General features: G+C 61.3%; 29 protein-coding genes. 15 read left to right on the forward strand and 14 right to left on the reverse strand.

Annotated features, from left to right (window positions below; genetic code table 11):
- The first annotated feature begins 47 nt into the window (after positions 1–47).
- Both QCBJ_RS18270 and QCBJ_RS18275 read left to right on the forward strand, forming a co-directional pair.
- Positions 48–749, forward strand: coding sequence for a CTP synthase (locus QCBJ_RS18270; RefSeq protein ID WP_177410670.1), 702 nt, complete (start codon positions 48–50; stop codon positions 747–749).
- Positions 746–1066 carry an antibiotic biosynthesis monooxygenase gene (locus QCBJ_RS18275; protein ID WP_015885501.1) on the forward strand — a complete coding sequence of 107 codons (321 nt, stop codon included), beginning with the start codon at positions 746–748 and terminating at the stop codon, positions 1064–1066. The genes QCBJ_RS18270 and QCBJ_RS18275 overlap by 4 nt, the downstream gene beginning before the upstream one ends.
- 20 nt (positions 1067–1086) lie before the next feature.
- On the opposite strand, the gene QCBJ_RS18280 is transcribed toward QCBJ_RS18275, so the two are convergent.
- Positions 1087–1410 carry a DUF2025 family protein gene (locus tag QCBJ_RS18280; protein ID WP_046036455.1) on the reverse strand — a complete coding sequence of 108 codons (324 nt, stop codon included), beginning with the start codon at positions 1408–1410 and terminating at the stop codon, positions 1087–1089.
- A gap of 232 nt (positions 1411–1642) precedes the next feature.
- On the opposite strand from QCBJ_RS18280, the gene QCBJ_RS18285 reads away from it, so the two are divergent.
- The 3 genes from QCBJ_RS18285 (at position 1643) to QCBJ_RS18295 (ending at position 4641) form a co-directional block, all read left to right on the forward strand.
- Positions 1643–2770, forward strand: coding sequence for a glycerophosphodiester phosphodiesterase family protein (locus tag QCBJ_RS18285; RefSeq protein WP_102061291.1), 1128 nt, complete (start codon positions 1643–1645; stop codon positions 2768–2770).
- Positions 2771–2983: 213 nt separating this feature from the next.
- Positions 2984–3292 (forward strand): PepSY domain-containing protein, encoded by a 309-nt coding sequence (locus QCBJ_RS18290; protein WP_015885504.1) that lies wholly within the window; start codon positions 2984–2986, stop codon positions 3290–3292.
- Positions 3293–3468: 176 nt separating this feature from the next.
- The gene (locus tag QCBJ_RS18295; RefSeq protein ID WP_102061292.1) at positions 3469–4641 is read left to right on the forward strand and encodes a GAF domain-containing sensor histidine kinase; all 1173 of its coding nucleotides are present in this window, start codon (positions 3469–3471) and stop codon (positions 4639–4641) included.
- Here QCBJ_RS18295 and QCBJ_RS18300 read toward each other — a convergent pair whose 3' ends face one another.
- Positions 4642–6270 carry a methyl-accepting chemotaxis protein gene (locus tag QCBJ_RS18300; protein WP_102061293.1) on the reverse strand — a complete coding sequence of 543 codons (1629 nt, stop codon included), beginning with the start codon at positions 6268–6270 and terminating at the stop codon, positions 4642–4644.
- Between the two features lie 262 nt (positions 6271–6532).
- On the opposite strand from QCBJ_RS18300, the gene QCBJ_RS18305 reads away from it, so the two are divergent.
- Positions 6533–7555 carry a transporter gene (locus QCBJ_RS18305; protein WP_015885507.1) on the forward strand — a complete coding sequence of 341 codons (1023 nt, stop codon included), beginning with the start codon at positions 6533–6535 and terminating at the stop codon, positions 7553–7555.
- Positions 7556–7788: 233 nt separating this feature from the next.
- A complete protein-coding gene (locus QCBJ_RS18310; protein ID WP_064053680.1) occupies positions 7789–9405 on the forward strand; it encodes an inorganic phosphate transporter in 1617 nt (538 codons plus the stop codon).
- 66 nt (positions 9406–9471) lie between these two features.
- Here the strand turns inward: QCBJ_RS18310 and QCBJ_RS18315 are convergent, their stop codons facing one another.
- The 3 genes from QCBJ_RS18315 to QCBJ_RS18325 form a co-directional block, all read right to left on the reverse strand.
- Positions 9472–10446, reverse strand: a complete 975-nt coding sequence (locus tag QCBJ_RS18315) for a biotin-dependent carboxyltransferase family protein (RefSeq protein WP_102061294.1) — start codon at positions 10444–10446, stop codon at positions 9472–9474.
- On the reverse strand, positions 10443–11321 hold the full coding sequence (locus QCBJ_RS18320) for an allophanate hydrolase subunit 1 (protein WP_102061295.1): 879 nt from the start codon (positions 11319–11321) through the stop codon (positions 10443–10445). Before QCBJ_RS18320 ends, QCBJ_RS18315 begins: the two co-directional genes overlap by 4 nt.
- 229 nt (positions 11322–11550) lie before the next feature.
- Complete coding sequence (locus tag QCBJ_RS18325; protein WP_102061296.1) at positions 11551–12312, reverse strand: 5-oxoprolinase subunit PxpA; 762 nt, start codon at positions 12310–12312, stop codon at positions 11551–11553.
- Positions 12313–12432: 120 nt separating this feature from the next.
- On the opposite strand from QCBJ_RS18325, the gene QCBJ_RS18330 reads away from it, so the two are divergent.
- Entirely contained in the window at positions 12433–13350 is a 918-nt protein-coding gene (locus tag QCBJ_RS18330) for a LysR family transcriptional regulator (RefSeq protein ID WP_046036460.1), read from the forward strand.
- On the opposite strand, the gene QCBJ_RS18335 is transcribed toward QCBJ_RS18330, so the two are convergent.
- Positions 13347–14243, reverse strand: coding sequence for a LysR family transcriptional regulator (locus tag QCBJ_RS18335; protein WP_046036461.1), 897 nt, complete (start codon positions 14241–14243; stop codon positions 13347–13349). The genes QCBJ_RS18330 and QCBJ_RS18335 overlap by 4 nt on opposite strands.
- A 106-nt stretch (positions 14244–14349) precedes the next feature.
- Here QCBJ_RS18335 and QCBJ_RS18340 point away from each other — a divergent pair, with 106 nt between their 5' ends.
- Entirely contained in the window at positions 14350–15108 is a 759-nt protein-coding gene (locus QCBJ_RS18340) for an SDR family NAD(P)-dependent oxidoreductase (RefSeq protein ID WP_102061297.1), read from the forward strand.
- Here QCBJ_RS18340 and QCBJ_RS18345 read toward each other — a convergent pair.
- A complete protein-coding gene (locus QCBJ_RS18345) occupies positions 15007–15519 on the reverse strand; it encodes a multidrug/biocide efflux PACE transporter (RefSeq protein WP_064053685.1) in 513 nt (170 codons plus the stop codon). The two genes, QCBJ_RS18340 and QCBJ_RS18345, sit on opposite strands and share 102 nt — an antisense overlap.
- A gap of 89 nt (positions 15520–15608) precedes the next feature.
- Here QCBJ_RS18345 and QCBJ_RS18350 point away from each other — a divergent pair, with 89 nt between their 5' ends.
- Positions 15609–16463, forward strand: a complete 855-nt coding sequence (locus QCBJ_RS18350) for a LysR family transcriptional regulator (protein WP_015885515.1) — start codon at positions 15609–15611, stop codon at positions 16461–16463.
- A 36-nt stretch (positions 16464–16499) separates the two neighbouring features.
- On the opposite strand, the gene QCBJ_RS18355 is transcribed toward QCBJ_RS18350, so the two are convergent.
- From QCBJ_RS18355 to QCBJ_RS18370, 4 genes are read right to left on the reverse strand one after another with little or no spacing between them, the layout of a single operon-like run.
- Positions 16500–17723, reverse strand: coding sequence for an RNA polymerase sigma factor (locus tag QCBJ_RS18355; protein ID WP_102061298.1), 1224 nt, complete (start codon positions 17721–17723; stop codon positions 16500–16502).
- On the reverse strand, positions 17720–18199 hold the full coding sequence (locus QCBJ_RS18360; RefSeq protein WP_046036465.1) for an SRPBCC family protein: 480 nt from the start codon (positions 18197–18199) through the stop codon (positions 17720–17722). Before QCBJ_RS18360 ends, QCBJ_RS18355 begins: the two co-directional genes overlap by 4 nt.
- A 32-nt stretch (positions 18200–18231) precedes the next feature.
- Positions 18232–18576 (reverse strand): YciI family protein, encoded by a 345-nt coding sequence (locus tag QCBJ_RS18365; RefSeq protein WP_102061299.1) that lies wholly within the window; start codon positions 18574–18576, stop codon positions 18232–18234.
- 42 nt (positions 18577–18618) lie between these two features.
- Positions 18619–19038 (reverse strand): nuclear transport factor 2 family protein, encoded by a 420-nt coding sequence (locus QCBJ_RS18370; protein WP_015885519.1) that lies wholly within the window; start codon positions 19036–19038, stop codon positions 18619–18621.
- Positions 19039–19185: 147 nt separating this feature from the next.
- Between QCBJ_RS18370 and QCBJ_RS18375 the strand changes: the two genes are divergently transcribed.
- Genes QCBJ_RS18375 through QCBJ_RS18390 form a run of 4 tightly spaced genes read left to right on the forward strand, consistent with a single transcriptional unit; the run spans position 19186 to position 21844 of the window.
- Entirely contained in the window at positions 19186–19704 is a 519-nt protein-coding gene (locus QCBJ_RS18375; RefSeq protein ID WP_102061300.1) for an N-acetyltransferase, read from the forward strand.
- A 42-nt stretch (positions 19705–19746) separates the two neighbouring features.
- Complete coding sequence (locus tag QCBJ_RS18380) at positions 19747–20001, forward strand: helix-turn-helix domain-containing protein (protein WP_102061301.1); 255 nt, start codon at positions 19747–19749, stop codon at positions 19999–20001.
- Positions 19994–21202, forward strand: a complete 1209-nt coding sequence (locus QCBJ_RS18385) for a type II toxin-antitoxin system HipA family toxin (RefSeq protein WP_102061302.1) — start codon at positions 19994–19996, stop codon at positions 21200–21202. The genes QCBJ_RS18380 and QCBJ_RS18385 overlap by 8 nt, the downstream gene beginning before the upstream one ends.
- Before the next feature lie 36 nt (positions 21203–21238).
- The gene (locus QCBJ_RS18390) at positions 21239–21844 is read left to right on the forward strand and encodes a pyridoxamine 5'-phosphate oxidase family protein (RefSeq protein WP_064053690.1); all 606 of its coding nucleotides are present in this window, start codon (positions 21239–21241) and stop codon (positions 21842–21844) included.
- 43 nt (positions 21845–21887) lie between these two features.
- On the opposite strand, the gene QCBJ_RS18395 is transcribed toward QCBJ_RS18390, so the two are convergent.
- Positions 21888–22370, reverse strand: coding sequence for a GyrI-like domain-containing protein (locus QCBJ_RS18395; RefSeq protein ID WP_043205791.1), 483 nt, complete (start codon positions 22368–22370; stop codon positions 21888–21890).
- 196 nt (positions 22371–22566) lie between these two features.
- Here QCBJ_RS18395 and alaC point away from each other — a divergent pair, with 196 nt between their 5' ends.
- Entirely contained in the window at positions 22567–23778 is a 1212-nt protein-coding gene (alaC, locus tag QCBJ_RS18400) for an alanine transaminase (RefSeq protein ID WP_015885523.1), read from the forward strand.
- 157 nt (positions 23779–23935) lie between these two features.
- On the opposite strand, the gene QCBJ_RS18405 is transcribed toward alaC, so the two are convergent.
- Together QCBJ_RS18405 and QCBJ_RS18410 are read right to left on the reverse strand one after the other, a co-directional pair.
- Positions 23936–25288 (reverse strand): GntP family permease, encoded by a 1353-nt coding sequence (locus QCBJ_RS18405; protein WP_015885524.1) that lies wholly within the window; start codon positions 25286–25288, stop codon positions 23936–23938.
- Between the two features lie 84 nt (positions 25289–25372).
- Positions 25373–25906 (reverse strand): gluconokinase, encoded by a 534-nt coding sequence (locus tag QCBJ_RS18410; RefSeq protein WP_015885525.1) that lies wholly within the window; start codon positions 25904–25906, stop codon positions 25373–25375.
- Positions 25907–25950: the final 44 nt, after the last annotated feature.

Raw genomic sequence — 25950 nt, forward strand, 5'->3', positions numbered from 1 at the left:
CAATCTATAGTGCGCCCCAGGACACCACAAGCCACGGGATGTACACCATGAACGCCACGCCCTTGCACCTCGCCCTGATCGGCGATTACAACCCTGATGTTGTCGCTCACCAGGCGATTCCCCTGGCGCTGCAACAGGCGGCCGACACGCTGGGCCTGACCCTCCATACCCAATGGCTCGACACGGAGGCGATGCCAGAAACCCTCCACGACTTCGACGGTTTCTGGTGCGTCCCCGGCAGCCCCTACCGCGACACCGATGGCGCACTGCGGGCGATCCGTTTTGCCCGCGAACAGCGGCGACCGTTCCTCGGCACCTGCGGCGGTTTTCAACATGCCGTACTGGAATACGCGCGCAATGTGCTCGGTTGGAAGGACGCCGAGCACGGCGAACTCGCCCCACAGGCCAAGCGCGCGGTGATCGCGCCGTTGAGCTGTACCCTGGTGGAAGCCACCGACAACGTGCGTCTGGTGCCCTACACTCGCATCGCCGACGCCTACGGCACTCTTGATCTGCTGGAAGGTTATCGCTGCCGCTACGGCGTGAACCCTGAGTTCGTCGATGCCCTGCTCGAAGGCGACCTGATCCCCAGCGGCCATGATTCGGCTGGCGACCTGCGCGCGGTGGAACTGCTCGATCATCCGTTCTTCGTGGCCACGTTGTTCCAGCCCGAACGCAGCGCGCTGAAAGGCGTCACCCCGCCCTTGGCGATTGCCCTGCTCAACGCCTGCCAGGCGGTGTCGGCATGATCGCCCGTACGCCCAACCCGCCCTACTACGCGGTGATCTTCAGCTCACTGCGCACCGAGGGCGACCAAGGTTACGGCCAGGCGGCCGGCCGCATGCTCGAACTGGCGCGCGAACAACCGGGGTTTCTCGGCGTGGAATCGGCGCGGGAAGACGGCCTGGGGATCACCGTATCGTACTGGGAGAGTGAGGCGGCGATCCTGGCCTGGAAGCAGCAGGCCGAGCACCAGGCGGTGCGCGAACAGGGGCGCGCCACGTGGTATTCGGCCTTTCAGACCCGGGTATGCAAAGTCGAGCGGGCCTACGCCTTCCAGAATTGAAAGACAGGCCCCTCCTGCGCCTAACTGACCAGGCTGCGCAACGCAGTGATCTGCGGGATTTCGACCCGACGCATATACACCCGCAGTGGCTCGGTGATGTTGATGCGGTCATCGACGTTCTGGTCCAGCAGCAACTGGATGCGTTCGCGGGACAGGGTCATGGTCTGCTCCGGGGCCGGCAGCCAGACGAATTCGGCGGTAGGGATGATGCCGTCATCGGCCACGTCCATGCCGAAGGCGTCTTCGCTGAAACGTACGATGTACTGGCCCGTCTTGCGGTTGAGGCCAACAAACCCGTGGAGTTGGTCGGCGGCCTGGCAGATAAGCTCGGAGGTGATGCGCATGGTAAACCTCACTGAAAAGTCCCACAGGGACTGGAAAGATGGTTTACACGCGTGGCGAAAGTACTGCCCTCTGACGGGGCAGCTTCGCGCAAGAGTACTGCAATGCATCCCCTAAAAACCCGAAAAACTTTGGCCGTGCGCACGTTAATGTCGGTTTGGTGATAGCGCCTTTCGCAATCACTTGTTAAAAAGGAGGCCTTCTCAAAGCTACCTCCACGAAAGGACTTCGCATATGCCTGTCACGTTTACCAAGAGCGCCCTGCTGCTCGCCCTGATGCTCGGCCTCGGCCAGGCACATGCGCAAGACCCGATCAGCCCGGCTGAATTGGCGACTAACGAAGGCATCCCCTACCCTGCCGTGATCGCCCACCGTGGCGCCTCCTATGACGCCCCCGAGTCCACCGCCGCCGCCTACAAGGTCGCCCGCGACCTGGGTGCCGATTACCTGGAAATGGACCTGCAGCGCAGCAAGGACGGCATGCTGTTCGCCCTGCACGACAACAACCTGCAGCGCACCACCGACGTGGCCACCAAGTTCCCCGACCGCAAGGACGCCCCGGCCAACGAATTCACGTGGAAAGAATTGCAAACCCTCGACGCCGGCAGCTGGTTCAACGCCGCCTACCCGGACCGTGCGCGCCCAGGTTTCGTCGGCCTGAAAATCCAGAGCCTGGACGACATCATCAAGATCGCCGAAGGCAACCCGCAGCACAAACCGGGCCTGTACATCGAGACCAAAGAACCCAAGCAATTCCCAGGCATCGAAGCCGACCTGAAGAACAAGCTGCTGGACAAAGGCTGGCTGAGTTCGGCCGGTTCCAAGCTGGGCAAGAGCAACACCGGCGTCGGCCAGGGCAAGGGCCGCGTGGTGCTGCAAACTTTTGAAGTGGCAAGCCTCAAAGCGCTGCAGAACGAAATGCCCAACACCCCGAAAATCCTGCTGTTGTGGGTGGGTGAAGGCAGCATCGAGCCGAAAAACAAGCAGACCTTCGCGGAGTCCGGCGAAACCACCAAGGCCGCGTATTACGCCAAGCAAGAGCCGAAGGATGCTGCCGAGTTCGAAAAATGGGTCGACGAAGCCAAGAGCCTCGGCGCCATCGGCACCGGCCCTTCGGCTGAGCTGACCGCCCATGGCGACCAGAGCTACACCGACCTGGTGAAACCCGAAATGAACAAGCTGACCCACGACAAAGGCCTGCTGGTGCACGTGTATACCGTCGATGAGCCGGTGGACTTCGACAAGGTGATGAAAGCCGGCGTCGACGGCATCTTCACCAACCGCGCCGCCGAACTGCTGAAGTTCTACAAGCGCTGGCCGTCGTCCAGCGTGCAGGATCTGTTGAACGACTATAAGTACTGAGTCAACGGCCTGATCCTCGGGGCGCTGGGACGCATAGAGGCCAGTCGCTAACTGTTTCATCCGAGTCTCGCTTTTACAGGAGGCTCAAGCCTGAAAGCCTGAGTGTTAATCGGATTGAACAAACGGCGTAACGGCTTGAACTAATTAAGGATGAATTAAGTTGCACTGGCTAACCTGATCCCACTTAAACAGCTCACAGAAGAAGGACACACCATGAAAACCCTGACTACGTTGTTCGCCGCTACCGCCCTGACCCTGACCGCCGGCCTGGCCCAGGCTGATGTTCGCCCGGACCACATCGAAGGCCTGCTCAAGTCCGGCGCAGTGATGCCTTTCGAGAAACTCAACGCGGCCGCTGTGGCCAAACACGCCGGTGCCACCATCAACGACACCGAGCTGGACCACAACAAAAGCGGCGTACTGGTCTACGAAGTTGACCTGACCGACACCACCGGCAAGAAGTTTGAAGTGAAACTCGACGCCAAGACCGGCGCCGTGCTGGAAGACAAACTCGATACTTGAGTGACCGCCTCACATAAAAACCGCGCTACCTTTGGGTAGCGCGGTTTTTTTATGCCTGCGGGTAGGAAAACCCTCCCTCTAACGAATGAAATAACACCTACAGCGCACAAGGTCGCTAAAATCCCACTCATTGGCCGGGGCATAACGCTCACCACCTTACGGATCGAGAGTGCTGCATGGGGCAAAAAGCCGCCGACATCGCCACCATTGGCAGAATCAGTGCCGTCCCCGCGATGCTCAAAGTCATCAGCGATATGACCGGCCTGCGCTTTGCCGCCGTCGCGCGGGTGACCGACGACACCTGGACCGCCTGCGCCGTGCTCGACCAACTGGACTTCGGCCTTGGGGTGGGCGGTGAGCTGGACCTGGCCACCACGATCTGCCACGAGATTCGCGGCTCCCACGTGTCCGTGGTGATCGACAAAGCCAGCGAAGATCCGGTCTACCGCGACCACCACACCCCGCGGCTCTACCAGTTTGAAAGCTATATTTCGGTGCCGGTGTTCCGCACCGACGGCAGATTCTTCGGCACCATCTGCGCCCTGGACCCCAACCCCGCCCATCTGCGCAGCAGCAGTATCCAGAGCACCATGGAGTCGTTCGCCCGGGTGCTGTCCTTGCAAATCGAAGCCGAAGAAGCCGCGCATTACACGCAAGCGCAATTGCAGGAAGAACGCGGCACCGCCGAATTGCGCGAGCAATTCATTGCAGTGCTCGGCCACGACCTGCGCAACCCGCTGTTCGCGATCAACTTCGCTGCGGAACGGCTGCTGCGCAAATTCCCCGACCCGGCCACCGACACCCTCGTACGCCATATCCTCACCAGCGGTCGCCGCGCCGCGCAGTTGGTCGAAGACCTGCTGGACTTTGCCCGTGGCCGCCTGGGCAGCGGTATCCCGCTGAACATCGGCGATTGCCAGGGTTTGCAGGAGGCATTGCAGCATGTGGTCTCGGAAGTACAGAGCGTGCACCCGCAACGGGTGATCCAGGCGAATATCGGCGACCTGCAGGGCGTGAGCGGCGACCGCGATCGCCTGGCGCAGTTGCTCTCCAACCTGGTGGCCAATGCCATCCATCATGGTCATCACGATGGACCGGTGGAGGTCACGGCAAAAATCGAACAGGGTCGTTTCAACCTGAGCGTGAAAAACCCCGGACAGATTGACGCCCAAGCCTTGCCCCGGCTGTTCGAGCCCTACTCGCGCCCCGCCAAGGACACCCCCCAGGCCGGTCTGGGACTGGGGTTGTACATCGTCAAGCAGATTGCCGACGCCCATGGCGGTGAATTGAGCGTCTCCACCACCGCTGAGCACGGCACCGTGTTCACGTTCAGCCTGCCAACCGCCTGATCAAGCGCCTAGGCGCGCTGTCACCTCGTTCAACTCGCTCGACAACCCGCGCAGGTTGTGGCTCGCCGCTTCGGTGCGCTTGACGTTGTCGAGGTTGGCCGTCGCCACCGTGGTGATCTGCGTGATATTGCGCGAGATGTCCTCGGCCACCGACGTCTGCTCCTCGGCCGCCGTGGCAATCTGGCGATTCATGTCACGGATGGCCTCGACGGCCTGGGTGATGTGCGCGAGCATGGCGCCGGCCTGGGTGACCTTCTCCACACTGTCATCGCTGCACGACTGACCGCTCACAATCGCTTGGGCCGCATCCACCGCGCCGGTCTGCACCGCCTCGATAATCCCGTTGATCTCGATGATCGACGCCGCCGTGCGTTGCGCCAGGCTGCGCACTTCATCGGCCACCACCGCAAAACCGCGGCCGGCTTCGCCTGCGCGCGCGGCCTCGATGGCGGCGTTCAGTGCCAGCAAATTGGTCTGCTCGGCGATGCCACGAATCACTTCCAGCACCTTGCCGATGCGCACGCTATCGGTTTCCAGACGACGGATGATGGTGCCGGTGTTGAGGATCTCGTTGCGCATCTGACCGATGGTCGCGATGGTGACCTTCATCACTTCGCCGCCTTCACGGGCCGAGTGGTCCGCCTCGTCGGCCGCACGGGAAGCACTGGCGGCGTGGCGCGCGACTTCCTGGGCGGTGGCTGACATTTCGGTCATGGCCGTGGCCACTTGGTCGGTGCGGTTGAATTGATCGCTGGTGCCGGTCGCCATCTGCCCGGCGATGGCATTCAGTTCGCCGCTGGCACCGACCAGGTCGGTGGCGCTGCGCTGCAAGCGGCTGAAGGTTTCGGCGAGGAAGTCGCGCAAGGTATTCGCGGCAGCGGCCAGGTGGCCCAGCTCATCCTGGCGCCGGCTGGCCACGCGCTCAGCGAAGCGACCGTGGCTCAGTTGCGTCACATAGTCGATCAGGCTACGGATCGGCAGGATCAAATTGCGGTTGATCAGCCACAGGCTGAACAGGCCGATTAACACACCGGACAGCAACATGATCGCCAGGCCCACCAGCACGGTGCGCTCGGCGTAGGCACTGATGGCCTTGGATTGCTGGCTGCCTTGTTCGCGCAGGTCACTGACCAGCGCGCTCATCTGCTCACTCGCGGCGCGATCCACACCCTTGACTGCGGTGTCGCCGACGGTTGCATCGCCACCCGCCGCCACGTAGGCATCGCGGCCCTTCTGGTAGGCCACACCCAGTTGCTGGCGTGCCTGGCGCAGGGTTTCGATGCGCTGGTTCAGGGCCGGGTCGCGGGTGGTCTGGGTGACCAGACGCGCGAGGATGCCTTGCACATCGCGTTGGCGGTCCTGGAACTGACCCCAGTATTTCTCCATGTCCTGCGGCTGCTTGCCGCGCAGCAACACGTTTTTCCATTCCTGCACCTGCACCTTGAATTGCAGGTTGGCCTCGTCGATCAATTGTGAGGTCAGCAATGGCCCATCGATCAAACTGCGGTAACTCTGCACCCCGTTGGACAGGAAATTGAAACACGCCAGGGCGATCAATAGCATCGCCAACAGGCTGCCACCGAGCAGCGAAAGGATTTGTGCTCTCAAGGAGGTTCGCAAAACATTCATCGGGGAAAAGCCTCGATACAAGGAAGTGGTGCATGCACGCCGTTAACTTCCCTGTCATCAAAAGCACCGCCGGTCCACAGCGGTTGCTAATGCTTTGGATCCGCCGTGCTAGAGGCTTCTTGAACGGTTCCTGACAAGAGGTCAAATAAATGTCACCGCAACGAAATAAATCGCAAGCCGTCACAAAACTGTCAAATTCCCTTGCAATGATTCGCTACGCGCCCTGTGAAACGTCCTACAGGCCTTTTCTCTGCGAGCCCTCATGAACCACAGCATCGACCACAGCCACCAGGACTCCGACCTGTTTGGCTTGCTTTACGGTTTCCGTTTCCGCCCCGGTGAAAAGGGTGAGCAAATCGATTCGGCCACGGCGCTCCAGGCGCTGCAACAACCGGCCGACCCGGATGAGTTTTTGTGGCTGCACCTGAACCTCGCCCACGCGGCGTGCGAGCGTTGGATGCAGGCACACCTGGATTTGCCGGAAGAATTTTTCGAAGCCCTGCATGAAGGTTCACGCTCCACGCGTATCGAACACGTCGACTCGGCCTTGTTGGCGGTGGTCAACGACGTGGTGTTCAATTTCAGCAGCATGGTGTCGTCGGATATTTCTACGCTGTGGGTTTGCGCCCGCAGCCGCCTGCTGATCAGCGCGCGCCTGCAACCGCTGCATTCGGTGGACAAGTTGCGCTCGTCGGTGAAAGCCGGTGAAAGCTTTCGCTCGCCGCTGGCGTTGCTGGTGCACCTGCTGCGCGACCAGGGTGAAGTGCTGACGCAGATCGTGCGCAAGACCAGCATCAGCGTCGACCATATCGAAGACCAGTTGCTGTCTTCGCGCCTGTCCACCAACCGCGCGGAGCTTGGTGCCGCGCGCCGGGTGCTGGTGCGCCTGCAACGCCTGCTGGCGCTGGAACCGGGCTCGCTGCTGCGCCTGCTCAACCGGCCGCCGCAGTGGCTGCAGAAGGAAGACGTGAAGGAATTGCGTAAATCCACCGAGGAGTTTGCGCTGATCATCAACGACCTGATGGCCTTGGGTGAGCGGATCAAGCTGTTGCAGGAAGAGATCGCCGCCAACCTCAACGAGCAAAGCAACCGCACGCTGTTCACCCTCACCGTGGTGACGGTGTTGGCATTGCCGATCAATATAATCGCCGGTTTTTTCGGCATGAACGTGGGCGGTGTGCCACTTTCGCAGGACCCTGAAGGCTTTTGGATATTGGTGGCGTTGGTGGCGACCTTTACCTTGATTGCCGGGCGATGGGCCTTCAGGAAGCGCAAAGACTACTGAACTGGAACGCAGTTGACATGTGAGAGGGGGCTTGCCCCCGATAGCGGTGGATCAGGCAGTTTGTCTTTAGCTGACCTACTGCAATCGGGGGCAAGCCCCCTCCCACATAGGTTCTGCGGCGTATACAGGATCAGCGGCTATCCCAATTCCATCAAACACTGACCTATGGCAGCATCTCTGTAACATTCTGCAATGACTATGAACGGCATCCTCACAACACTGGATGCTCCGGCATGGCCACCCCTTCCCTGACTGCCTCCACCCACACCTCAGTTGCAGACCCCAAACCCAGGCTGGACAAGAAACCCAGCCTGGTGACGGTGATCATCTTCTTCGCCGTGCTCGCCATGGGGCTGTTGTTCACCGCCTACAGCCTGATGCATGACATGCATGAAATGGGCGCCCAACTCACCACGTGGACGCCGTTTTTGCTGCTCGGCGTGGCGCTGTTGATCGCCTTGGGTTTCGAGTTCGTCAACGGCTTCCACGACACCGCCAACGCCGTGGCGACGGTGATCTACACCAACTCGCTGCCGCCGCATTTCGCGGTGGTGTGGTCGGGCTTTTTCAACTTCCTCGGCGTGCTGCTGTCGAGCGGCGCGGTGGCGTTCGGGATCATTGCGCTGCTGCCGGTCGAGTTGATTTTGCAGGTGGGTTCATCGGCCGGTTTCGCGATGATCTTCGCCCTGTTGATCGCCGCGATCCTGTGGAACCTCGGCACCTGGTGGCTGGGTTTGCCGGCGTCGTCGTCCCACACACTGATCGGCTCGATCATCGGCGTGGGCGTGGCGAATGCCTTGATGCACGGGCGTGACGGCACCAGCGGCGTGGACTGGAGCCAGGCGATCAAGATCGGCTACGCCTTGCTGCTGTCGCCACTGATCGGCTTCGCGTTTGCGGCCATGCTGTTGCTGGCCCTGCGCGCCTTCGTCAAAAACCGTGCGCTGTACAAGGCGCCGAAAGGCGACACCCCGCCACCGTGGTGGATACGCGGCATGCTGATCGCCACCTGCACCGGCGTGTCCTTCGCCCATGGCTCCAACGATGGGCAAAAAGGCATGGGCTTGATCATGCTGATCCTGGTCGGCACCCTGCCGATGGCCTACGCGCTGAACCGCACCATGCCGGCCGAGCAGTCGTTGCAGTTCGCGGCCGTGGCCGAAGTCACCCAGGTTGCCCTGGTGAAAAGCGCACCGCAACCGCTGAGCGGCGATCCGCGCCCGATTCTCTCGACCTACGTGCGCACCAAGGAACCCACTGCAGAACTGGTGCCGGCCCTCGCGGCCCTGGCCGGGCAGATCGGTGAGGAAGTCAAAGGCTACGGGTCCTTGGCGAAAGTGCCTGCCGAAGCCGTCGGCAACGTGCGTAACGACATGTACCTGAGCAGCGAAACCATTCGCCTGATGGACAAGGGCAAGGTCGGCAATTTCGACGCCGATACCCAAGGCAAGCTGCAACTGTTCAAGCAACAGATCGACAATTCCACGCGCTTCATTCCGCTGTGGGTCAAGATCGCCGTGGCAATCGCCCTGGGCCTCGGCACCATGGTGGGCTGGAAGCGCATCGTGGTGACCGTGGGTGAAAAGATCGGCAAGACCCACCTGACTTACGCCCAAGGCGCCTCGGCTGAAATGGTGGCAATGCTGACCATCGGCGCGGCGGATATGTATGGGTTGCCGGTGTCGACGACGCATGTGTTGTCGTCGGGCGTCGCGGGGACGATGGTGGCTAATGGCGGTGGGTTGCAGATGCGCACTATCCGCAACCTGGCGATGGCGTGGGTACTCACGTTGCCGGCGGCGATCCTGCTTTCCGGCAGCCTTTACTGGCTGTTCACCCAACTCTTCTGACACAAAACCAAAGCAAAAGTGAACAGAGAACCAAATGTGGGAGGGGGCAAGCCCCCTCCCACAGTTTTATCCAGCGAACAGTCCAGCCATCATCTTCAGGCGCTTTTTGTAGATCCGCCGCGCTTCCAACGCCTCCTCCAGTGTCACCGCCACAAACCCCGCCCGCTGGTTCGGCTGCATCTGCCCAATCAAGTCCAGGTCGGCGCTGATCACGGTGCCAATCATCGCGTAGCCACCGCCCGACACCGCGTCCCGGTGCAACACAATCGGCTCCAGCCCGGCCGGTACCTGGATCGAGCCGATCGGGTAGCAACTGTCGACGATATTCGACGGATCCGATCCCGCGCCAAACGGCTGCTCCCGTGGCTGGAAGCTCAGCGCACTGCCGCCTTTGAAGCGATAGCCGATGCGGTCGGCTTCGGAACCCACGGTCCAGGGCTCGGCAAAGAAGCTGCTTTTGGCCGCAGCGGTCAGGCGCTCGTAATACAGGCCAGGCACCACACGCAGGGTCACATCGCCACCCACCGACCGGCGCAACGCCATCGGCAGGCTGTTGCCCGCACGGCCCGTGACGCTGGGTTCGCCGATGGGCAATTCATCGCCTGCCTGTAAGCGTCGACCGTGAAACCCGCCGAGTGCGCCAAGGGTATAGGTGGAGCGACTGCCGAGCACCAGCGGCACGTCAATGCCACCCGCCACCGCGAGGTAGGTGCGCGCGCCGGCCTTGGGAAACTCAAAGCGCAAGACCTGCCCGGCGCGCACCTGGAATGCAGTGTCCTGATGCACGACTTCACCGTCCAGGCGCGGCGACATCAAGGCGCCGCTGAGTGCCACCAGCGCGTCCTGCTGAAACTCAAGCTCGGGGCCGATCAGCGTGCATTCCAAGCCCGCCGCGCCCACCGGGTTGCCCACCAGGTGGTTGGCCGCACTCAGCGCGTACTGGTCCAGTGCGCCCGACGGCGGGATGCCCAAATGGTAATAACCTTCGCGGCCAAGGTCCTGCACGGAGGTGGCGAGGCCGGGTTTGAGGACCTTGATCATGCCAGCGCCTCCTGCAGGGTTTTCGGATAGCCGATGGGGTCGGCGAGAAAGTCGTCGAGGGAAAACTCCACCGGACGGATGCGCAAGTCGAAGCGTCCTGCGTCCACCTCGGCGACGGCAAGATCGTAAGCGTCGCGGTCCATGGGTTTGAACTGCACGATGTCACCGGGGCGGAAGAACACCATGTGTTCCTTGAGGTACGCCAATTGCTGCGCCGGGTCGTAGATGGGCGCCGGGGTCACGCCGAACATCTGGTAACCGCCGGCACCGCGCACCGAGTAGATGCAACCAAAACAGCCGCCATGGCCGAGGGTCAGCTTCGGTGTATCGGTGCGCGGCCGCAGGTACTTGGGCACCTGCAATTGGCGCTCGCGCTCGACCATCTGGAACATGAACGGCAAGCCCGCGACAAACCCGACCATCGACACAAACCACGGCGCGCCGCTGTGGGCGGCGATAAACGCATCGACATCGGCCAGGCCATTGATGCGCGCGGCGTACTCCAGGTCGGTGCCGCTGGGGTCTTGATGGCGGTCGCGAAAACGCATGAGCGTTTCATGGGTCCAGGGGTCGTTGTAGAGCACCGGGATTTCGATGATGCGCGTGTGCAAGGTGCGCTCGGCCACAGCCTGGGCTTCGGCAGTCTGCACCGCATCGAGCAATACATGGGGGGCAATGCGGTCGGGGTCGAAGCGAATCTGGAACGACGCATTGGCCAGGCACACATCCAGCACGCCTTCGAGCGCCAGGCGTTCCACGGCGCGTGTCACCGCCATGCCTTTGAAAAAGGCCTCCAGGGACATGCTGTCACTGACCTCGGCAAACAGGTGTTCATCACCGCCGAAGCTGTAGCGGATGGGGGACATTTCAGCCATGTCTGTTCCTCTTGGAATCATTGTAGAAAGGCAGGCGAAAAAAAATGTTCAGGGCGTTTCTTGTTGTGGTGACTGGGCTTGCTGTGGTGAACAAGCTTGTTGTGGTGAGCGGGCTTGCCCCGCGCTGGGCTGCGAAGCGTCCCCTAAACCCGACGCCGCGTGTAGCCTGACACTACGCGGTGGTCTTACTGGGGCGGCTTCGCCACCCAGCGCGGGGCAAGCCCGCTCACTACAGAAACCCATTCGTTACCACGATTCCTGCTTGATCCAGGGCTTCGCGGGTGGCTTCTACCAACTCAAGCGCGCCGGGCGTGTCGCTGTGCAGGCAGATGGAATCGAATTCGATAAACACGTCTTCGCCTTCTACGGTGCGCACCAGACCGGTCTGGCACGCACGCAAGACTCGCGCCGCGACCGTTGCCGGATCCAGCGCCCGGACCTGGCGGGTAAACACGATGGAGCCGCTGAGATCGTACTCACGGTCAGCATAAAACTCGCGCACCACCGGTTGTCCCAGTTCCGTGGCAACCCGCCAGATCACCGAATTGGGCATGCAGTAGAGCAACAGCGTCGGCTCGAGGATTTGCAGGTTCTGCACCAGCAACCGCGCCGCTTCTTCATCGCGGGCGAGGTGCATATACAGCGCGCCATGGGGTTTGATGTGTTGCAAGGTCATGCCCTGGGCCCGTGCGATTTCACGCAGGGCGCCGAGCTGGTAGAGCATGTCGTCGACCAATTCCTGAGCCGGCGCGTTGATGTGGCGACGGCCAAAGCCGACCAGGTCCCGAAAGCCCGGATGCGCGCCGATGGCCACGCCCAATTGCTTGGCCCGCTCGACCGTACGACGCATGGTGCCGGGGTCGCCGGCGTGAAAGCCGGTGGCGATATTGGCCGAGCTGATGTACGCCATCAGCTCCGCATCCACACCGTCGCCGATGGTCCAGGGGCCGAAGCCTTCGCCCATGTCCGAATTGAAATCCACTGCCTGCATCGAGGTCGCTCCGCCTAAGTGATGCAGGAAAAGTAGGCTGCGGCTTGACCCCTTGGGAAGATCTATTATCAGATGGCCCATCTTCTGAAAATCAGATAGCCCTACGTTTTGGAGAGGCCGATGTCCCTGACCCTGCGCCAAGTCCGCTACTTCGTCGCCACCGCCGAAATCGGCCAGATTTCCCAGGCGGCCATCCACCTGAACATCTCCCAGTCGGCGGTGACTACGGCAATCAAGGAACTGGAAGCCATGCTCGGCGTGCAGTTGTTTGTGCGCTCGGCCCAAGGCATGAACCTGACCGACGCCGGGCGGCACTTTCTCAACCGCGCCTATGTGATTCTGCGCAGCGTCGATGACGCGCTGAACAGCCCGCTGCCCGACTACCGCGCCAGCGGCGTGCTGCGCCTGGCCGCCAGTTACACGGTACTCGGCTACTTCCTGCCGCACCACTTGCAGCGCATGGAACACTGGCACCCGGACGTGACCATCGAGGTCTTCGAGCAGGAGCGCCAGGCCATCGAGCACGGTTTGCTCGACGGCCAGTTCGACATGGCCGTGGTGCTCACCGCCAACCTCACTCACCCGGATATTGTCTCGGAAATCCTGTTCAATTCGGAACGCCGCCTGTGGCTGCCCAGCCATCATCCCTTGTGCGAACGTGGCGCCGTGAGCCTGGCCGATGTGGCCCGCGAGCCCTACATTTTGCTCACCGTCGACGAGGCCGAACACAGCGCCATGCGCTACTGGGAACAGGCCGGGCAAACGCCCCAGGTGCGGCTGCGTACCAGCTCGGTGGAGGCGGTGCGCAGCATGGTCGCCAACGGCAGCGGCGTGGCGATCCTGTCGGACCTGGTGCATCGGCCCTGGTCACTGGAAGGCAAGCGCATCGAAACCCTGACGGTGACTGACCCGGTCACGCCGATGAGCGTGGGCCTGGCCTGGCACCGCGAGCGCACATTCACCCCGGCGATGCAGGCGGTACGCGATTACTTCCACGATGCATTCCTGGCCCCGCAGCAATTATCGGCGCGGCGTTAGAGCTGGGATTGCAACGTTGCCGCCAGCCAATCCATGAACACCCGCACGCGTTGCGGCAGGTGCCGTTGGCCCGCGTAGAGCAGTGATACATCCAGCGCTGGCGCGGGGTAATCCGGCAGCACTGCGACCAGTTCACCGCTGGCCAATAAATCACCGATGCCCAAGGCCGGCACCTGAGTAATCCCGAATCCCCCCAGGCACGCCGCTTTGTACGCATCGGTGCTGTTGACCGTCACGCGCCCGGCCATGGCAATACGCTGCACCTTGTTGCCCTGCACGTATTCAAACCCCGCCGAACGCGCGCCCAGTGGTCGCACGTAATGCACCAACTGATGCTGCGCCAGGTCGGCCAGGGTCTCGGGCACGCCATGACGTTGCAGGTAGGCCGCGCTCGCGCAGTTGATCATCGGCAGGCTGCACAACCGCCGTGCCACCACCGTCTGGTCCGGCTGTGCGCCGACCCGCAACACACAATCAAACCCTTCGGCGAGCAGGTCGACCTGGCGGTCGGTGGTGCTGATTTCCAGCTCAATCAACGGGTGCGCATCCATGAATGGCGGCAGGCGCGGCAGGATCAATTCCCGCGCCATCATATTGGGCATGTCCACTCGAATACGCCCGCTGAGTTGCGCTTCATCCTGGCGAAACAGCCCCTCCAGCTCCTCCATGTGCGACAGCAAATCCTTGCTGCGCTCATACAGCACACGTCCGTCCTGAGTCGCCTGCACCGTGCGCGTAGTGCGCTGCAACAGGCGCGCGCCGAGCAGTTCCTCCAGCGCCTGCACGTGCTCGGACACGGTTGAGCGCGGCAAGCCCAGGCTCTCGCCGGCCTGGGTAAAACTCGACAGTTCGGTGACGCGCACGAAGGTGCGCAGCAGCTCAAGTTTGTTCATGGGATTGTTCGCCTTATCCGGCCAGTGATTCCGGTATAGCGCTGTTTATCACGATATGGCCGGACAAATAAACTTCTCCCAACACTCAATCACAGAGGACATCACCATGACCCGCAAAATCGCATTGATCACCGGCGCCAGCCGCGGCCTGGGCAAAAACAGCGCGTTGCACTTGGCAGCTCAAGGCGTCGATATCATCGGCACTTACCACAGCAAGGCCGATGAAGCGCAGGCGTTGGTCGCCCAGATCGAACAACGGGGCGGCCGCGCGGTGATGCTGAAACTCGACGTGAGCCAAAGCGCGACCTTTGGCGATTTCGTCGGCGAGGTTGCCAGCGCACTCAAGGATGTTTTCGCACAGGATCACTTCGATTTTCTGATCAACAACGCCGGTATCGGCATTCACGCCAGCTTTGCCGACACCACCGAAGCGCAGTTCGACCAACTGGTAGCGATTCAATTCAAAGGCCCGTTTTTCCTCACCCAGAAGCTGTTGCCACTGATCCGCGACGGCGGCCGCATCCTCAATATCTCCAGCGGCCTGGCGCGTTTCAGCCTGCCCGGCTACGCCGCTTACGCCGCCATGAAAGGCGCCATGGAGGTGCTCACCCGCTACCAGGCCAAGGAACTGGGTGGGCGTGGCATCAGCGTCAACATCCTCGCCCCTGGCGCGATTGAAACCGACTTCGGCGGCGGCGCGGTACGCGATAACGCCAACCTCAACGCAATGGTCGCCAGTAACACTGCACTGGGCCGCGCCGGCTTACCGGACGATATCGGCGGAGCGATTGCCAGCCTGCTGGCCGACGGTAGCCACTGGATCACCGGCCAGCGGATCGAGGCCTCGGGCGGTATGTTTCTGTAGGAGTTTGTCGCGCAGCACGTCATACCCCCAGTGATACACATAGGTGTACGGCAGGAAGAACAGCAGTACACCGATGTCGAGCATAAACGCCTGCATCAGGCTGATATTCAGCCACGCCGCGATCAGCGGCACGGCCACGATAATCAGCCCGCCTTCAAACATCAGCGCATGCAGCACCCGCGTCCAGCCACCCGCGGGGAGTTGCAGGCGCACCTTGAGGCGGTCGAACAGGCTGTTGAACACGATGTTCCAGGTCAGTGCCAGCAGGCTCAGCCCCAAGGTCACCGCGCCCATTTCCAGGGCCGGCCTGCCTGTGATCCACACCAGCAGCGGTGTACAAATCAACAACGCCAAGCCTTCAAAGCCCAGGGCTTGGCAAACGCGTTCAGTAATCGACTTGGTAGGGCTCATAACCTGCGCTCCATGAATGACGAGGGTTGCCATGATCACGCCCTGACTCGATACTTCATAACCAATAACCATCGACCAAGGCGATAGACATGGCGTCCAACGAAGTGCTGCAAGCGTTTGTCCAGGCGGCCACCCAAGGGTCGTTTTCCGCCGCGGCGCGCAAGCTGGGCAAGAGCCAGTCCACCGTCAGCGCGGCAGTCGCGAGCTTGGAGATCGACCTGGATGTGGTGCTGTTCGATCGCAGCAGCCGCAAGCCGACGTTGACGCCAGCCGGCCATGTGCTGCTGGAACGGGCCGAGCAGGTGCTGGAAGCCAGCAGCCGCCTGGAACTGGCGGCGAGTCAGTTAGCCCAGGGGTTGGAGCCGAGACTGACGATTGCGATGTCGGACACGTATCAATCGCAGCGTTTTGAAACCGCGATCATTGCGTTCGCCGAGCGTTACCCCGACCTCGAACTGGAATGGCTGATCGCCGAATGCGACGACCTGATCGACCTGGTGCAAAGCGGCCGGGCGCAGATTGCGTTTATCGAACAGCAGGACGTCTACCCGCCTGACCTGACGCGCTCGCCGGTGCAGGAGCGCACCGAGATCGCGTTGTTCGTGTCGCCGCAACATGCCTTGGCCAGCCTCGACAGCGTCGACCACCAGACCTTGAAACACCATCGCGAATTGCGCTTGGCGAGCATCGTCAAACCTTACGACAACCGCGCCGCTGGACGAGTCTGGTCCGCCGCCAGTTACCTGATGTTGATGGAGATGGCCCAGCTGGGTTTCGGCTGGGCGCCCCTGCCCCGCTGGCTGGTGGAGCGTTTTGGCAACGCCAGCCTGCAGGAACTCAAGGTGCGGGGCTGGCCACGCTCGGTCACGGTGGATGCGTTGTGGTCGCGCCAGCATGCACCGGGGCCGGCAGGGAGTTGGTTGTTGGCCACGATGCTGGAGTGAGCCCTCTGGACAATGAAGGCAGTGTGGGAGCGGGCTTCATTGTCTGGGGGATTGGAGTTCGGCCAGGCGTTGTTCGAGGAAGCGTCTTTCCGGGATTTGCTGGGTCAGTGACAGGGCTTTTTCGTAGGCCGTGCGCGCTGCTTCGACACGCCCCAGTTGCCGACAGAACTCGCCCCGCGCCGAATGCGCCAGGTGATAATCCTGCAACTCGCCGCGCGCCAGAATCTGCTCTACCTGCTGCAACCCCGCCAGCGGGCCATCGCGCATGGCCACCGCTACGGCGCGGTTCAGTTCGATCACCGGCGACGGCATTATCCTGAGCAGCACATCGTAGAGCCCGACGATTTGCCGCCAGTCCGTCTGGTCTGCACGTGTGGCTTCGGCATGCACCGCCGCGATGGCGGCCTGCAGGCCATACGGGCCAAAGCGCCGGGCGCTCAGCGCCTGTTCCGCCAACGCACAGCCTTCGGCGATCAAGGACGCATCCCACAGCGAGCGGTCCTGTTCATCCAGCAGCACCAATTCGCCACTCGCCGAAGTGCGCGCCGAGCGTCGGGACTCGTGCAACAGCATCAGCGCCAGCAGCCCCATGACTTCCGGCTCGGGCAGCAACGCCATCAACAGACGCCCCAGGCGGATAGCTTCGCGCGTCAACGCTTCACGGGTCAGGTCAGCGCCCATGGAGGCCGAATAGCCCTCGTTGAACACCAGGTAAATCACGCGCAACACGCTGTCGAGACGCTCGGGCAGCTCCGCCAGGGACGGCACCTGATATGGGATTGCGGCCTCGCGGATCTTGCCCTTCGCCCGCACGATACGTTGGGCGATGGTGGCCGGCGTGGCCAGAAAAGCACGGGCGATTTCCTCGGTGGTGAGGTCGCAGATCTCGCGCAAGGTCAGCGCCGCCTGGGCGTCGGCCGCCAGCGCCGGATGGCAGCAGGTGAAGATCAGGCGCAGGCGGTCGTCTTCCACGTCTTCATCACTCCAGTCAGCCGCCTCCAGCGCATCGGCCTGCGCCTGCAGCAACGGGGTAAAACGCGCCTGGCGGCGCAGACGGTCGATGGCCTTGAAGCGCCCGGTCGAGACCAGCCACGCGCGTGGGTTGTCCGGCACACCGTCCAGCGGCCAACGTTGCACCGCGACGAAAAACGCTTCGTGCAGGGCTTCTTCGGCCAGGTCGAAGTCGCCGAGCACGCGAATCAGCGTCGCCAGCACCCGCCTTGATTCGCTGCGGTAGATCGCCTCGACCGAAAAGGTCAATCGCGCATGCCTTGGGTGACCAGGGTTACCAGGCGGTCGAGACTTTGACCCCAGCCATCGTGAAAGCCCATGGCTTCGTGGGCCTGTTTGTCTTCGGCACGCCAATGCATGGCGCGGGCGGTGTAGAGGGTCTTGTTGCCCTCGACCTCCTGCAGGGTCACTTCGGCGGTCATGAACGGCTTGCCCGACGGAATCCAGCCCGGCGTAAAGGCGTCGGTAAACACCAACCGCCGTGGCGCGACGATCTCCAGGAACACGCCCTGGGTCGGGTATTCCGCACCGTCGGGCGCACGCATCAGGGTGCGAAACAGGCCTCCGACCCACAGGTTCATTTCGCACTCGGGGGTGGTCATGCCGTGGGGGCCCCACCATTGCTGGAGCAAGGTGGGCTCGGTCCAGGCACGGAACACGCGGCTTCGCGGTGCATCGATCACGCGGCTGATGGACAATTCAAACTCGGCAGGTTGCGTAGACATGGGGTAAACCTCTTGAGTCTTATGGTTGTTGTTCAGAGATTCAATTCGCGCACGGGGCGCACTTCCACACTGCCGACCCGGGCGGCCGGAATGCCGCCGGCCACCTGGATCGCTTCGTTCAGGTCCCGCGCCTCGATCAGGTAGAAGCCGGCGAGCTGCTCCTTGGTCTCGGCAAACGGCCCGTCGGTGATCGACACCTTGCCATTGCGCATGCGCACGGTGGTGGCGGTGGTGACCGACTCCAGCGCTTCGGCGGCCAGCATGCGGCCACTGCCGTGAACGGACGCCGCATAAGCATGGCATTCCGGGTCCTTGGGGCTGTCGGGCAGACTTTGCAGCAACGCTTCGTCGCTGTAGACCAGGCACAGGTATTTCATGACGTTCTCCGTTTTCGGACTACTGACTATAGATCGCGATAGTCAAGGTTTCAGGTCGAACAGACCGGTGCCGGTTTCCATGTCGAAAGGTGCAGACCAGTGCTCATGCACCACTTTCCATTGGCCATTGATGCGCTGGTAACCGGCGGTTACGCGCATCCAGCAGGTTTTAAGCACGCCATCCGGCCCGGTGCCACCACAGTGGGCGAGCCAGTGGGCAAAGGCGCTGTCGTCGGCGGCGACGATATGCAGCTCATGAAAGTCAAACACGCCGGGGCCAGGGCAAAACTCCATGCAGGCCTGCCAGTGCGCCTGGTAAGCGGCCTTGCCCTTGAATTGCAGGGCGCTGACGGCGTCGAACGCGACGATATCGTCGGCGTAGAAGCTGACAATTTTCTCGACATCCTTGGCGGTGACGGCGTGTTTCCATTGTTCGATCAGGGTGTTGATGGCGGTGCTCATGGTGATACTCCTTCGGGAGGAAAAGCGCGGAATACACCCTTAATCGAACAAGCCAGCGGCAAATCGACAGCCCACTGAAAAATAATTTCGCCCCCGGCAAACCCGCTAGAATCCACGCCTCTTTGTAGGATTTCGGATGCGCCACTGATGGAAACCCGCCTCGTCCCCTATGAGACGCTGAGCCTTGTGCAGAAACAGCACCTCGACACCCTGCAAGTGCATCCCGAGCAACTGGCGTACTCCGGCGATATCTACTGCGCGCTGAACAGCCTGTTGGTCAACCCCAACCCCAACGCCATCAAAGGCTTCGCCCTGCTCGCCGACGACCTGCCCGTGGCCTTTCTGCTGCTCAAACGCCCACCGTGCCTGCCCCATTGGGCGGATGAGCACAGCGCGACCTTGCATGCGTTGCAGGTGGATCGGCATCAACAAGGGCGCGGGTTCGGCAAGGCCTGCTTGCAGGCGCTGCCGGCGGCGGCATTGCAGGCATGGCCGCAGATCAAGGGCCTGGAGTTGTCGGTGGACGCGGATAATGTGGCGGCGATGGGGTTGTACTTGAGGGCTGGATGGGTGGATAGCGGGGAGGCGTATAAGGGCCGGATTGGGTATGAGCGAAGGTTGAGGTGGGTGGTTGGTCAGGCCAAACTTGACACCTTCAAAATGTAACGTATACATAACTTAAATATAACCAAGTAATGAATATGTGACATGGATATTTCTGTAATCACTCAGCGACTCGGCAACCAACTCCGTACCATGCGCCTTAACCGTGGCTATAAACAGGCGGATCTGGCGAAGTTGGCCGGGGTTACACGACAAAAACTGATCGAAATCGAGAAAGGCAGCCTCTCGGTCTCGATGAATGCCTATGCCCGCGTGACTGCAGCCTTGGGCAGCGAATTCAAATTAGTGCCTGTGACCCTGCCGACCTTGGAGGAACTGGAGGACTTGTTCAATGAATAGCCCCCACTTACGCGTTCATACCCCTCAAGGTGAAAGCGGCCGTGTGTTGATGAGTGCCGACGACTATTTGTTTCGCTATGGCGATAGAACACTCGCACATAGCGCAGTCAGTCTGTCGATGCCTGTTCGCGTAGAAGAATATCGCCGCCGAGAACTTCACCCTATCTTCCAAATGAACTTGCCGGAAGGCTACGTCCTGGAGCAACTGCGCAATCGACTCGCCAAGACGGTTAAAGTCGACCCGATGTTGCTGCTGGCGCTCTCCGGTAGCAGCGCGCCGATCGGCCGTATTTTTGTGTCTTCGGATCAAGTAAACGATCTGCTCCATCGCAACAGCCCTCCCACGACCGGGGAAAGTCTCGACGAAATCCTTGCCTGGGACGGCGCGGAAGATCTATTCGTCCAACTGGTGGATCGCTACATTCTGCGAGCGGGTATTTCGGGTGTGCAGCCTAAAGTGCTGGTGCCGGAAAAACCGCATACACCCGAACACAAATTCACCTCGAAAACCAACGACCTGATTATCAAAAGCGGGCGCAACGAATTTCCGGGGCTGGCCATCAATGAATACCTGTGCATGTCCATTGCCCGCGATGCAGGCCTGCCCGTACCGCCGTTTTACCTGTCACAGAATAATAAGCTGTTCATCATGCGGCGCTTTGATCGGGACGATCACCTCAACCCCCTGGGGTTCGAGGACATGACCACACTGATGGGCCTGTCCGCCGAGCAAAAGTACACCAAGAGTTACGCTGCGGTCGCCAAGGCCGTGCGCGTCTTCTGCGCGCCGGAACATCTACGCAGCTCGCTTGATCAGTTGTTCGATAGCGTGGCACTGAGTTGCATAGTGGGGAATGGCGATGCACATCTGAAAAACTTCGGTGTGCTCTACAGTGACCCGGTGAAATCGGATACGCGGTTGGCCCCTGCTTACGACATCGTGAATACCACCGCCTACATCCCCGAGGACTCGCTGGCGCTGGACCTGAGCGGAAATAGATCATTGTTCGCCTCACGCCTGGGTATCCTCGATTTTGCGAGAGCCTGCGAAGTCGAATATCCCGAAACGCGTATCCAGGCGCTGCTCCAAACCCTCGAAATAACACTCAAGCGGGAAGACGATTACTGTCGGTTGGCACCTCACGTTGCAAAAGCCATTCGGCAATCCGCACAGAGCTACCAACACAGCTTTGGCGGCTGAACGCCCCTGTATTCATCCAAGGACAAGGTGACTCACATGCTGACAACCCTCGAACAACTCGAAACCCTCTACGGCCTCCCCCACGAGCGCGCCGTGCGCAAGGAAATCCCGTTTCTCAACGAGGACTACCAGGCCATGGTGCGGGCGTCGCCGTTGGTGGTGGTGAGTTCGTCCGGGCCGGACGGCATCGACGGTTCGCCACGCGGCGATGTGCCTGGGTTTGTGCGGATTGTGGATGAGCGCACCTTGGCGATTCCGGACCGGCCCGGGAACAATCGCGTGGATACCTTGCGCAACTTGGTGCAGGACCCGCGGATTGCGTTGCTGTTCATCATTCCAGGGGTTGGCGAAACCTTGCGCGTGAACGGCCGGGCGCAGATTTCCATCGAGCCTGAACTGCTGGAGAGTTTTGCGGTGAATGGCAAGCCGGCGCGGTCGGTGATTCTGGTGCAGGTAGAGGCCGCGTATTTCCACTGTTCCAAGGCGTTTGTGCGCTCGGACTGCTGGAACCCGGAGAAACATTTGGACCGCTCGGCGTTGCCGTCAGCGGGGGCGTTTCACAAGCGGCTCAATGATGGGCAGTTTGATGCCGAGGCGTATGACCGGGAGATGCCGGAGCGGGTCAGAAGTACGTTGTATTGATGTCCCGTAGGAGCCGGCTTGCCGGCTCCCACAAGGGTCGCGGTCAGCCTCTTTCGCCTACCGGCAACCAGATTTCCACCGTCCCGGTGCCTTTGCGCCCGTCAAAATCGGCACTGTAGCGCTCGAAATCCGCGCCCATCACCTTGTAGCCCGAATGCGGCAGCCATTCGAACATGATGCGCTCGTACGTTTGTTCCAGTGCCTGCACCGGCCCGTAATGCGGGAACACGGCATAGTTGAGCGGCGGAATCTCGATGGACTCGAAGTTGCTCGGTACGTCGCCCTTGGTCGGGACCTCGACACCGGCCATGTAGTCGAATTCGCCATGCTTGGGGTTGTGGCAAACACCATACGTCACGCCGCCAACCCGTTTCTTGATGTCCTTGATGCAGGTATCGAACAATTCCCACAGCTTGGGGATATCCCCCACGGTGGCCTTTGAGTAACGCCCTTGCACCCCGGCGATCACCAGGGCTTTACCGGCTTCCATGCGTGGCTCTAACGGTTGTTTTGTCTGCTGATCCATACGAACAGTCTCCTTCTTATGAGGGTACAAACCCGTATCGAGTATAGGGGCATATCCGCGCTGGACTCCATGCAGAAAATTTTCCTACGCATCTGGACAACTGGCCATCATCGACCGTATTGTCTGCCCCGCAGGCCACCGCAGTGGCCGACGTCGCTCGGACGGTTCCGGGCGCTTACGTACTCTCGAGGCAACAATGGCAGACCAAGGTTCGCCGCGCCGCTTTGCGCGCATAGATCGACTCCCCCCTTACGTTTTTAATATCACTGCCGAGCTGAAGATGGCTGCGCGTCGGCGCGGCGAAGACATCATCGACTTGAGCATGGGTAACCCGGACGGCGCCACTCCCCCGCATATCGTGGAGAAAATGGTCACCGTCGCCCAGCGTGAAGACACCCACGGCTACTCCACGTCCAAAGGCATTCCGCGCCTGCGCCGGGCGATTTCGCGCTGGTACAAAGACCGTTATGAAGTGGACATCGACCCCGAAACCGAGGCCATCGTCACCATCGGTTCCAAGGAAGGCCTGGCGCACTTGATGCTGGCCACCCTGGACCAGGGCGACACGGTGTTGGTGCCGAACCCGAGCTACCCGATTCACATCTACGGTGCCGTGATTGCCGGCGCCCAGGTGCGATCGGTGCCGCTGGTGCCCGGCGTGGACTTCTTCGACGAGCTGGAGCGGGCGATTCGCGGCTCGATCCCCAAGCCAAAGATGATGATCCTCGGCTTCCCGTCCAACCCCACCGCGCAGTGCGTGGAACTGGACTTCTTCGAGCGCGTGATTGCGCTGGCCAAGCAGTACGACGTGCTGGTGGTGCATGACCTGGCCTACGCCGACATCGTCTACGACGGCTGGAAAGCCCCGTCGATCATGCAGGTGCCGGGCGCCAAGGACATTGCGGTGGAGTTTTTCACCCTGTCCAAGAGCTACAACATGGCCGGCTGGCGCATCGGCTTCATGGTCGGTAACCCGGAACTGGTCAACGCCCTGGCGCGGATCAAGAGTTACCACGACTACGGCACCTTCACCCCGCTGCAGGTGGCGGCGATTGCGGCGCTGGAAGGCGACCAACAGTGCGTGAAAGACATCGCCGAGCAGTACCGCCAGCGCCGCAATGTGCTGGTCAAGGGCCTGCATGAGCTGGGCTGGATGGTGGAGAATCCGAAGGCGTCGATGTACGTCTGGGCGAAGATTCCCGAGCAGTATGCCGCCATGGGGTCGCTGGAGTTTGCCAAGAAATTGCTGCTGGACGCGAAGGTGTGTGTGTCGCCGGGGATTGGCTTTGGCGAGTATGGCGATGACCATGTGCGCTTTGCGCTGATCGAGAACCAGGACCGCATTCGCCAGGCGGTGCGGGGGATCCGGGGGATGTTCAGGGCGGATGGGTTGGCCCAGAAAGCCTGACCCGATCCACCTGAAGAAATGTGCTCAAACTGTGGGAGGGGGCTTGCCCCCGATAGCAGAGTGTCAGTCACTGCATCCGGTGACTGAACCACTGCCATCGGGGGCAAGCCCCCTCCCACATTTGATTGGGTGACCCCATGGGATGCTGCGGTGTGGCTTACACCACCAACGACAGCAACATGATGAAGATCAACGCTACGACCGACAGAATGGTCTCCATCGCCGTCCACGTCTTGAACGTCTCAGCCACGGTCATATTGAAATACTGCTTCACCAGCCAGAACCCCGCATCGTTGACGTGAGACAGAATCAACGACCCCGCCCCCGTTGCCAACACCAGCAGTTCACGGTTAACGCCTGGAATCATCCCCACCACCGGCACCACGATGCCCGCGCCGGTAATGGTTGCCACGGTGGCCGAACCGGTTGCCACACGAATCACCGCCGCCACCAGCCACGCCAGCAGGATCGGGTTGATCTGTGCGTTCACCGCCATGTGGCCGATCACGTCACCCACGCCGCTGGTCACCAGCATCTGCTTGAAGCCACCACCGGCACCGATGATCAGGATGATCGCGGCGGTCGGCGCCAGGCTGGCGTCGAGCAGCTTGAGGATCTGCTTGGAATGGATGCCCTGGCGATGGCCAAAGGTGTACAGCGACAGCAGCAACGCCAGCAGCAGCGCGGTGATCGGGTGACCGATCATGTCCATCCAGTTGCGCACCACGTTGCCTTCGGCAAACGCGATGTCGGCGAAGGTTTTCAGCAGCATCAGGAACACCGGCAGCAGCACGGTGACCAGGGTGATGCCGAAGCTCGGCAACGACTTGTTATCGGTCTCGCGGGCCAGTTGGTCGACCAGTTCCTGGGACGGGTTGCCCGGGATGTACTTGGCGATGAACGTACCGAAGATCGGACCGGCAATGATGGCGGTCGGCAAGGCGACGATCAGGCCGTACAGGATGGTCTTGCCGATGTCCGCGCCAAACACGCCGATGGCCAGCAGCGGGCCGGGGTGCGGTGGCACCAGGCCGTGTACCGCCGACAGGCCGGCCAGCAGCGGGATACCGATCTTGATCAGCGACACACCGGTACGGCGCGCGACGATGAACACCAGCGGGATCAGCAGCACAAAGCCGATCTCGAAGAACAGCGGGATGCCCACCAGGAACGCGGCGAACATCATGGCCCACTGGACCTTGTCCTTGCCAAAGGCGCGGATCAGGGTCTGGGCGATCTGATCGGCGCCGCCGGACTCAGCCATCATCTTGCCAAGCATCGTGCCCAGCGCGAGGATGATGCCGACAAAGCCAAGCACCCCGCCGAAGCCGTCCTGGAAGGCCTTGATGATCTTGTCCACGGGCATGCCCGAGGTCAGGCCGAGGAAGCCTGCGGCGATGATCAGCGCAATAAAGGGGTGAACCTTGAACCGGGTGATCAACACGATCAGCCCGATGATGGTGACGACTGCATCTAACAGCAGGTACGACTCGTGGGACATGCCAAACATGGGGGGTCTCTCCTGTTTGTTGTTGTTATTAAAGCGGGTGTTGAATTTCCTGCCGGGGATAGCGCTATCTTTTCCGGCAAAAAATTATTTGGATGGTTCAAAACCGTGTTTCAGCCACCAGGCATTGGTCTGCTCGGCCAATTCCTCGACGCTGTCTTCGCTGGCGTTGAGGGCCAAGGTCAGCGGCTCGCCTTTGGGCGACTCAAGGGTGGCGAACTGGCTGTCGATCAGGCTTGCCGGCATGAAATGGCCGGGGCGATGGGACACGCGGTCAGCGGCCACGGCGCGGGTCAGTTCCAGGAAGACGAAACCCAGGCCCGGCGCGGCTTCGCGCAGGTGGTCGCGGTATTTCTTTTTAAGCGCTGAACAGGTGAGTACGGGATGCTCGCCCGCTTTCAGCGAACGGCGCAGTTCATCGCACAGGATGTCGAGCCAGCCGGCGCGGTCGTCGTCGTTGAGGGGGTGGCCGGCGCTCATCTTTTCGATGTTGGCGGCGGGGTGAAAGCTGTCGCCTTCAATGGCGGTCGCACCGTTCAGGCGGCACAGGGCCTCGCTGACGCTGGACTTGCCACAGCCGGAAACACCCATGATGACCAGGGCGGTAACAGGTTGACTCATGGAACACCTCAGGACGCAGATAGCGCTACCTTTGCACGCTGTAA

The organism is Pseudomonas sp. QC2 (assembly GCF_002859085.1).
Lineage (GTDB): Bacteria > Pseudomonadota > Gammaproteobacteria > Pseudomonadales > Pseudomonadaceae > Aquipseudomonas > Aquipseudomonas petroselini.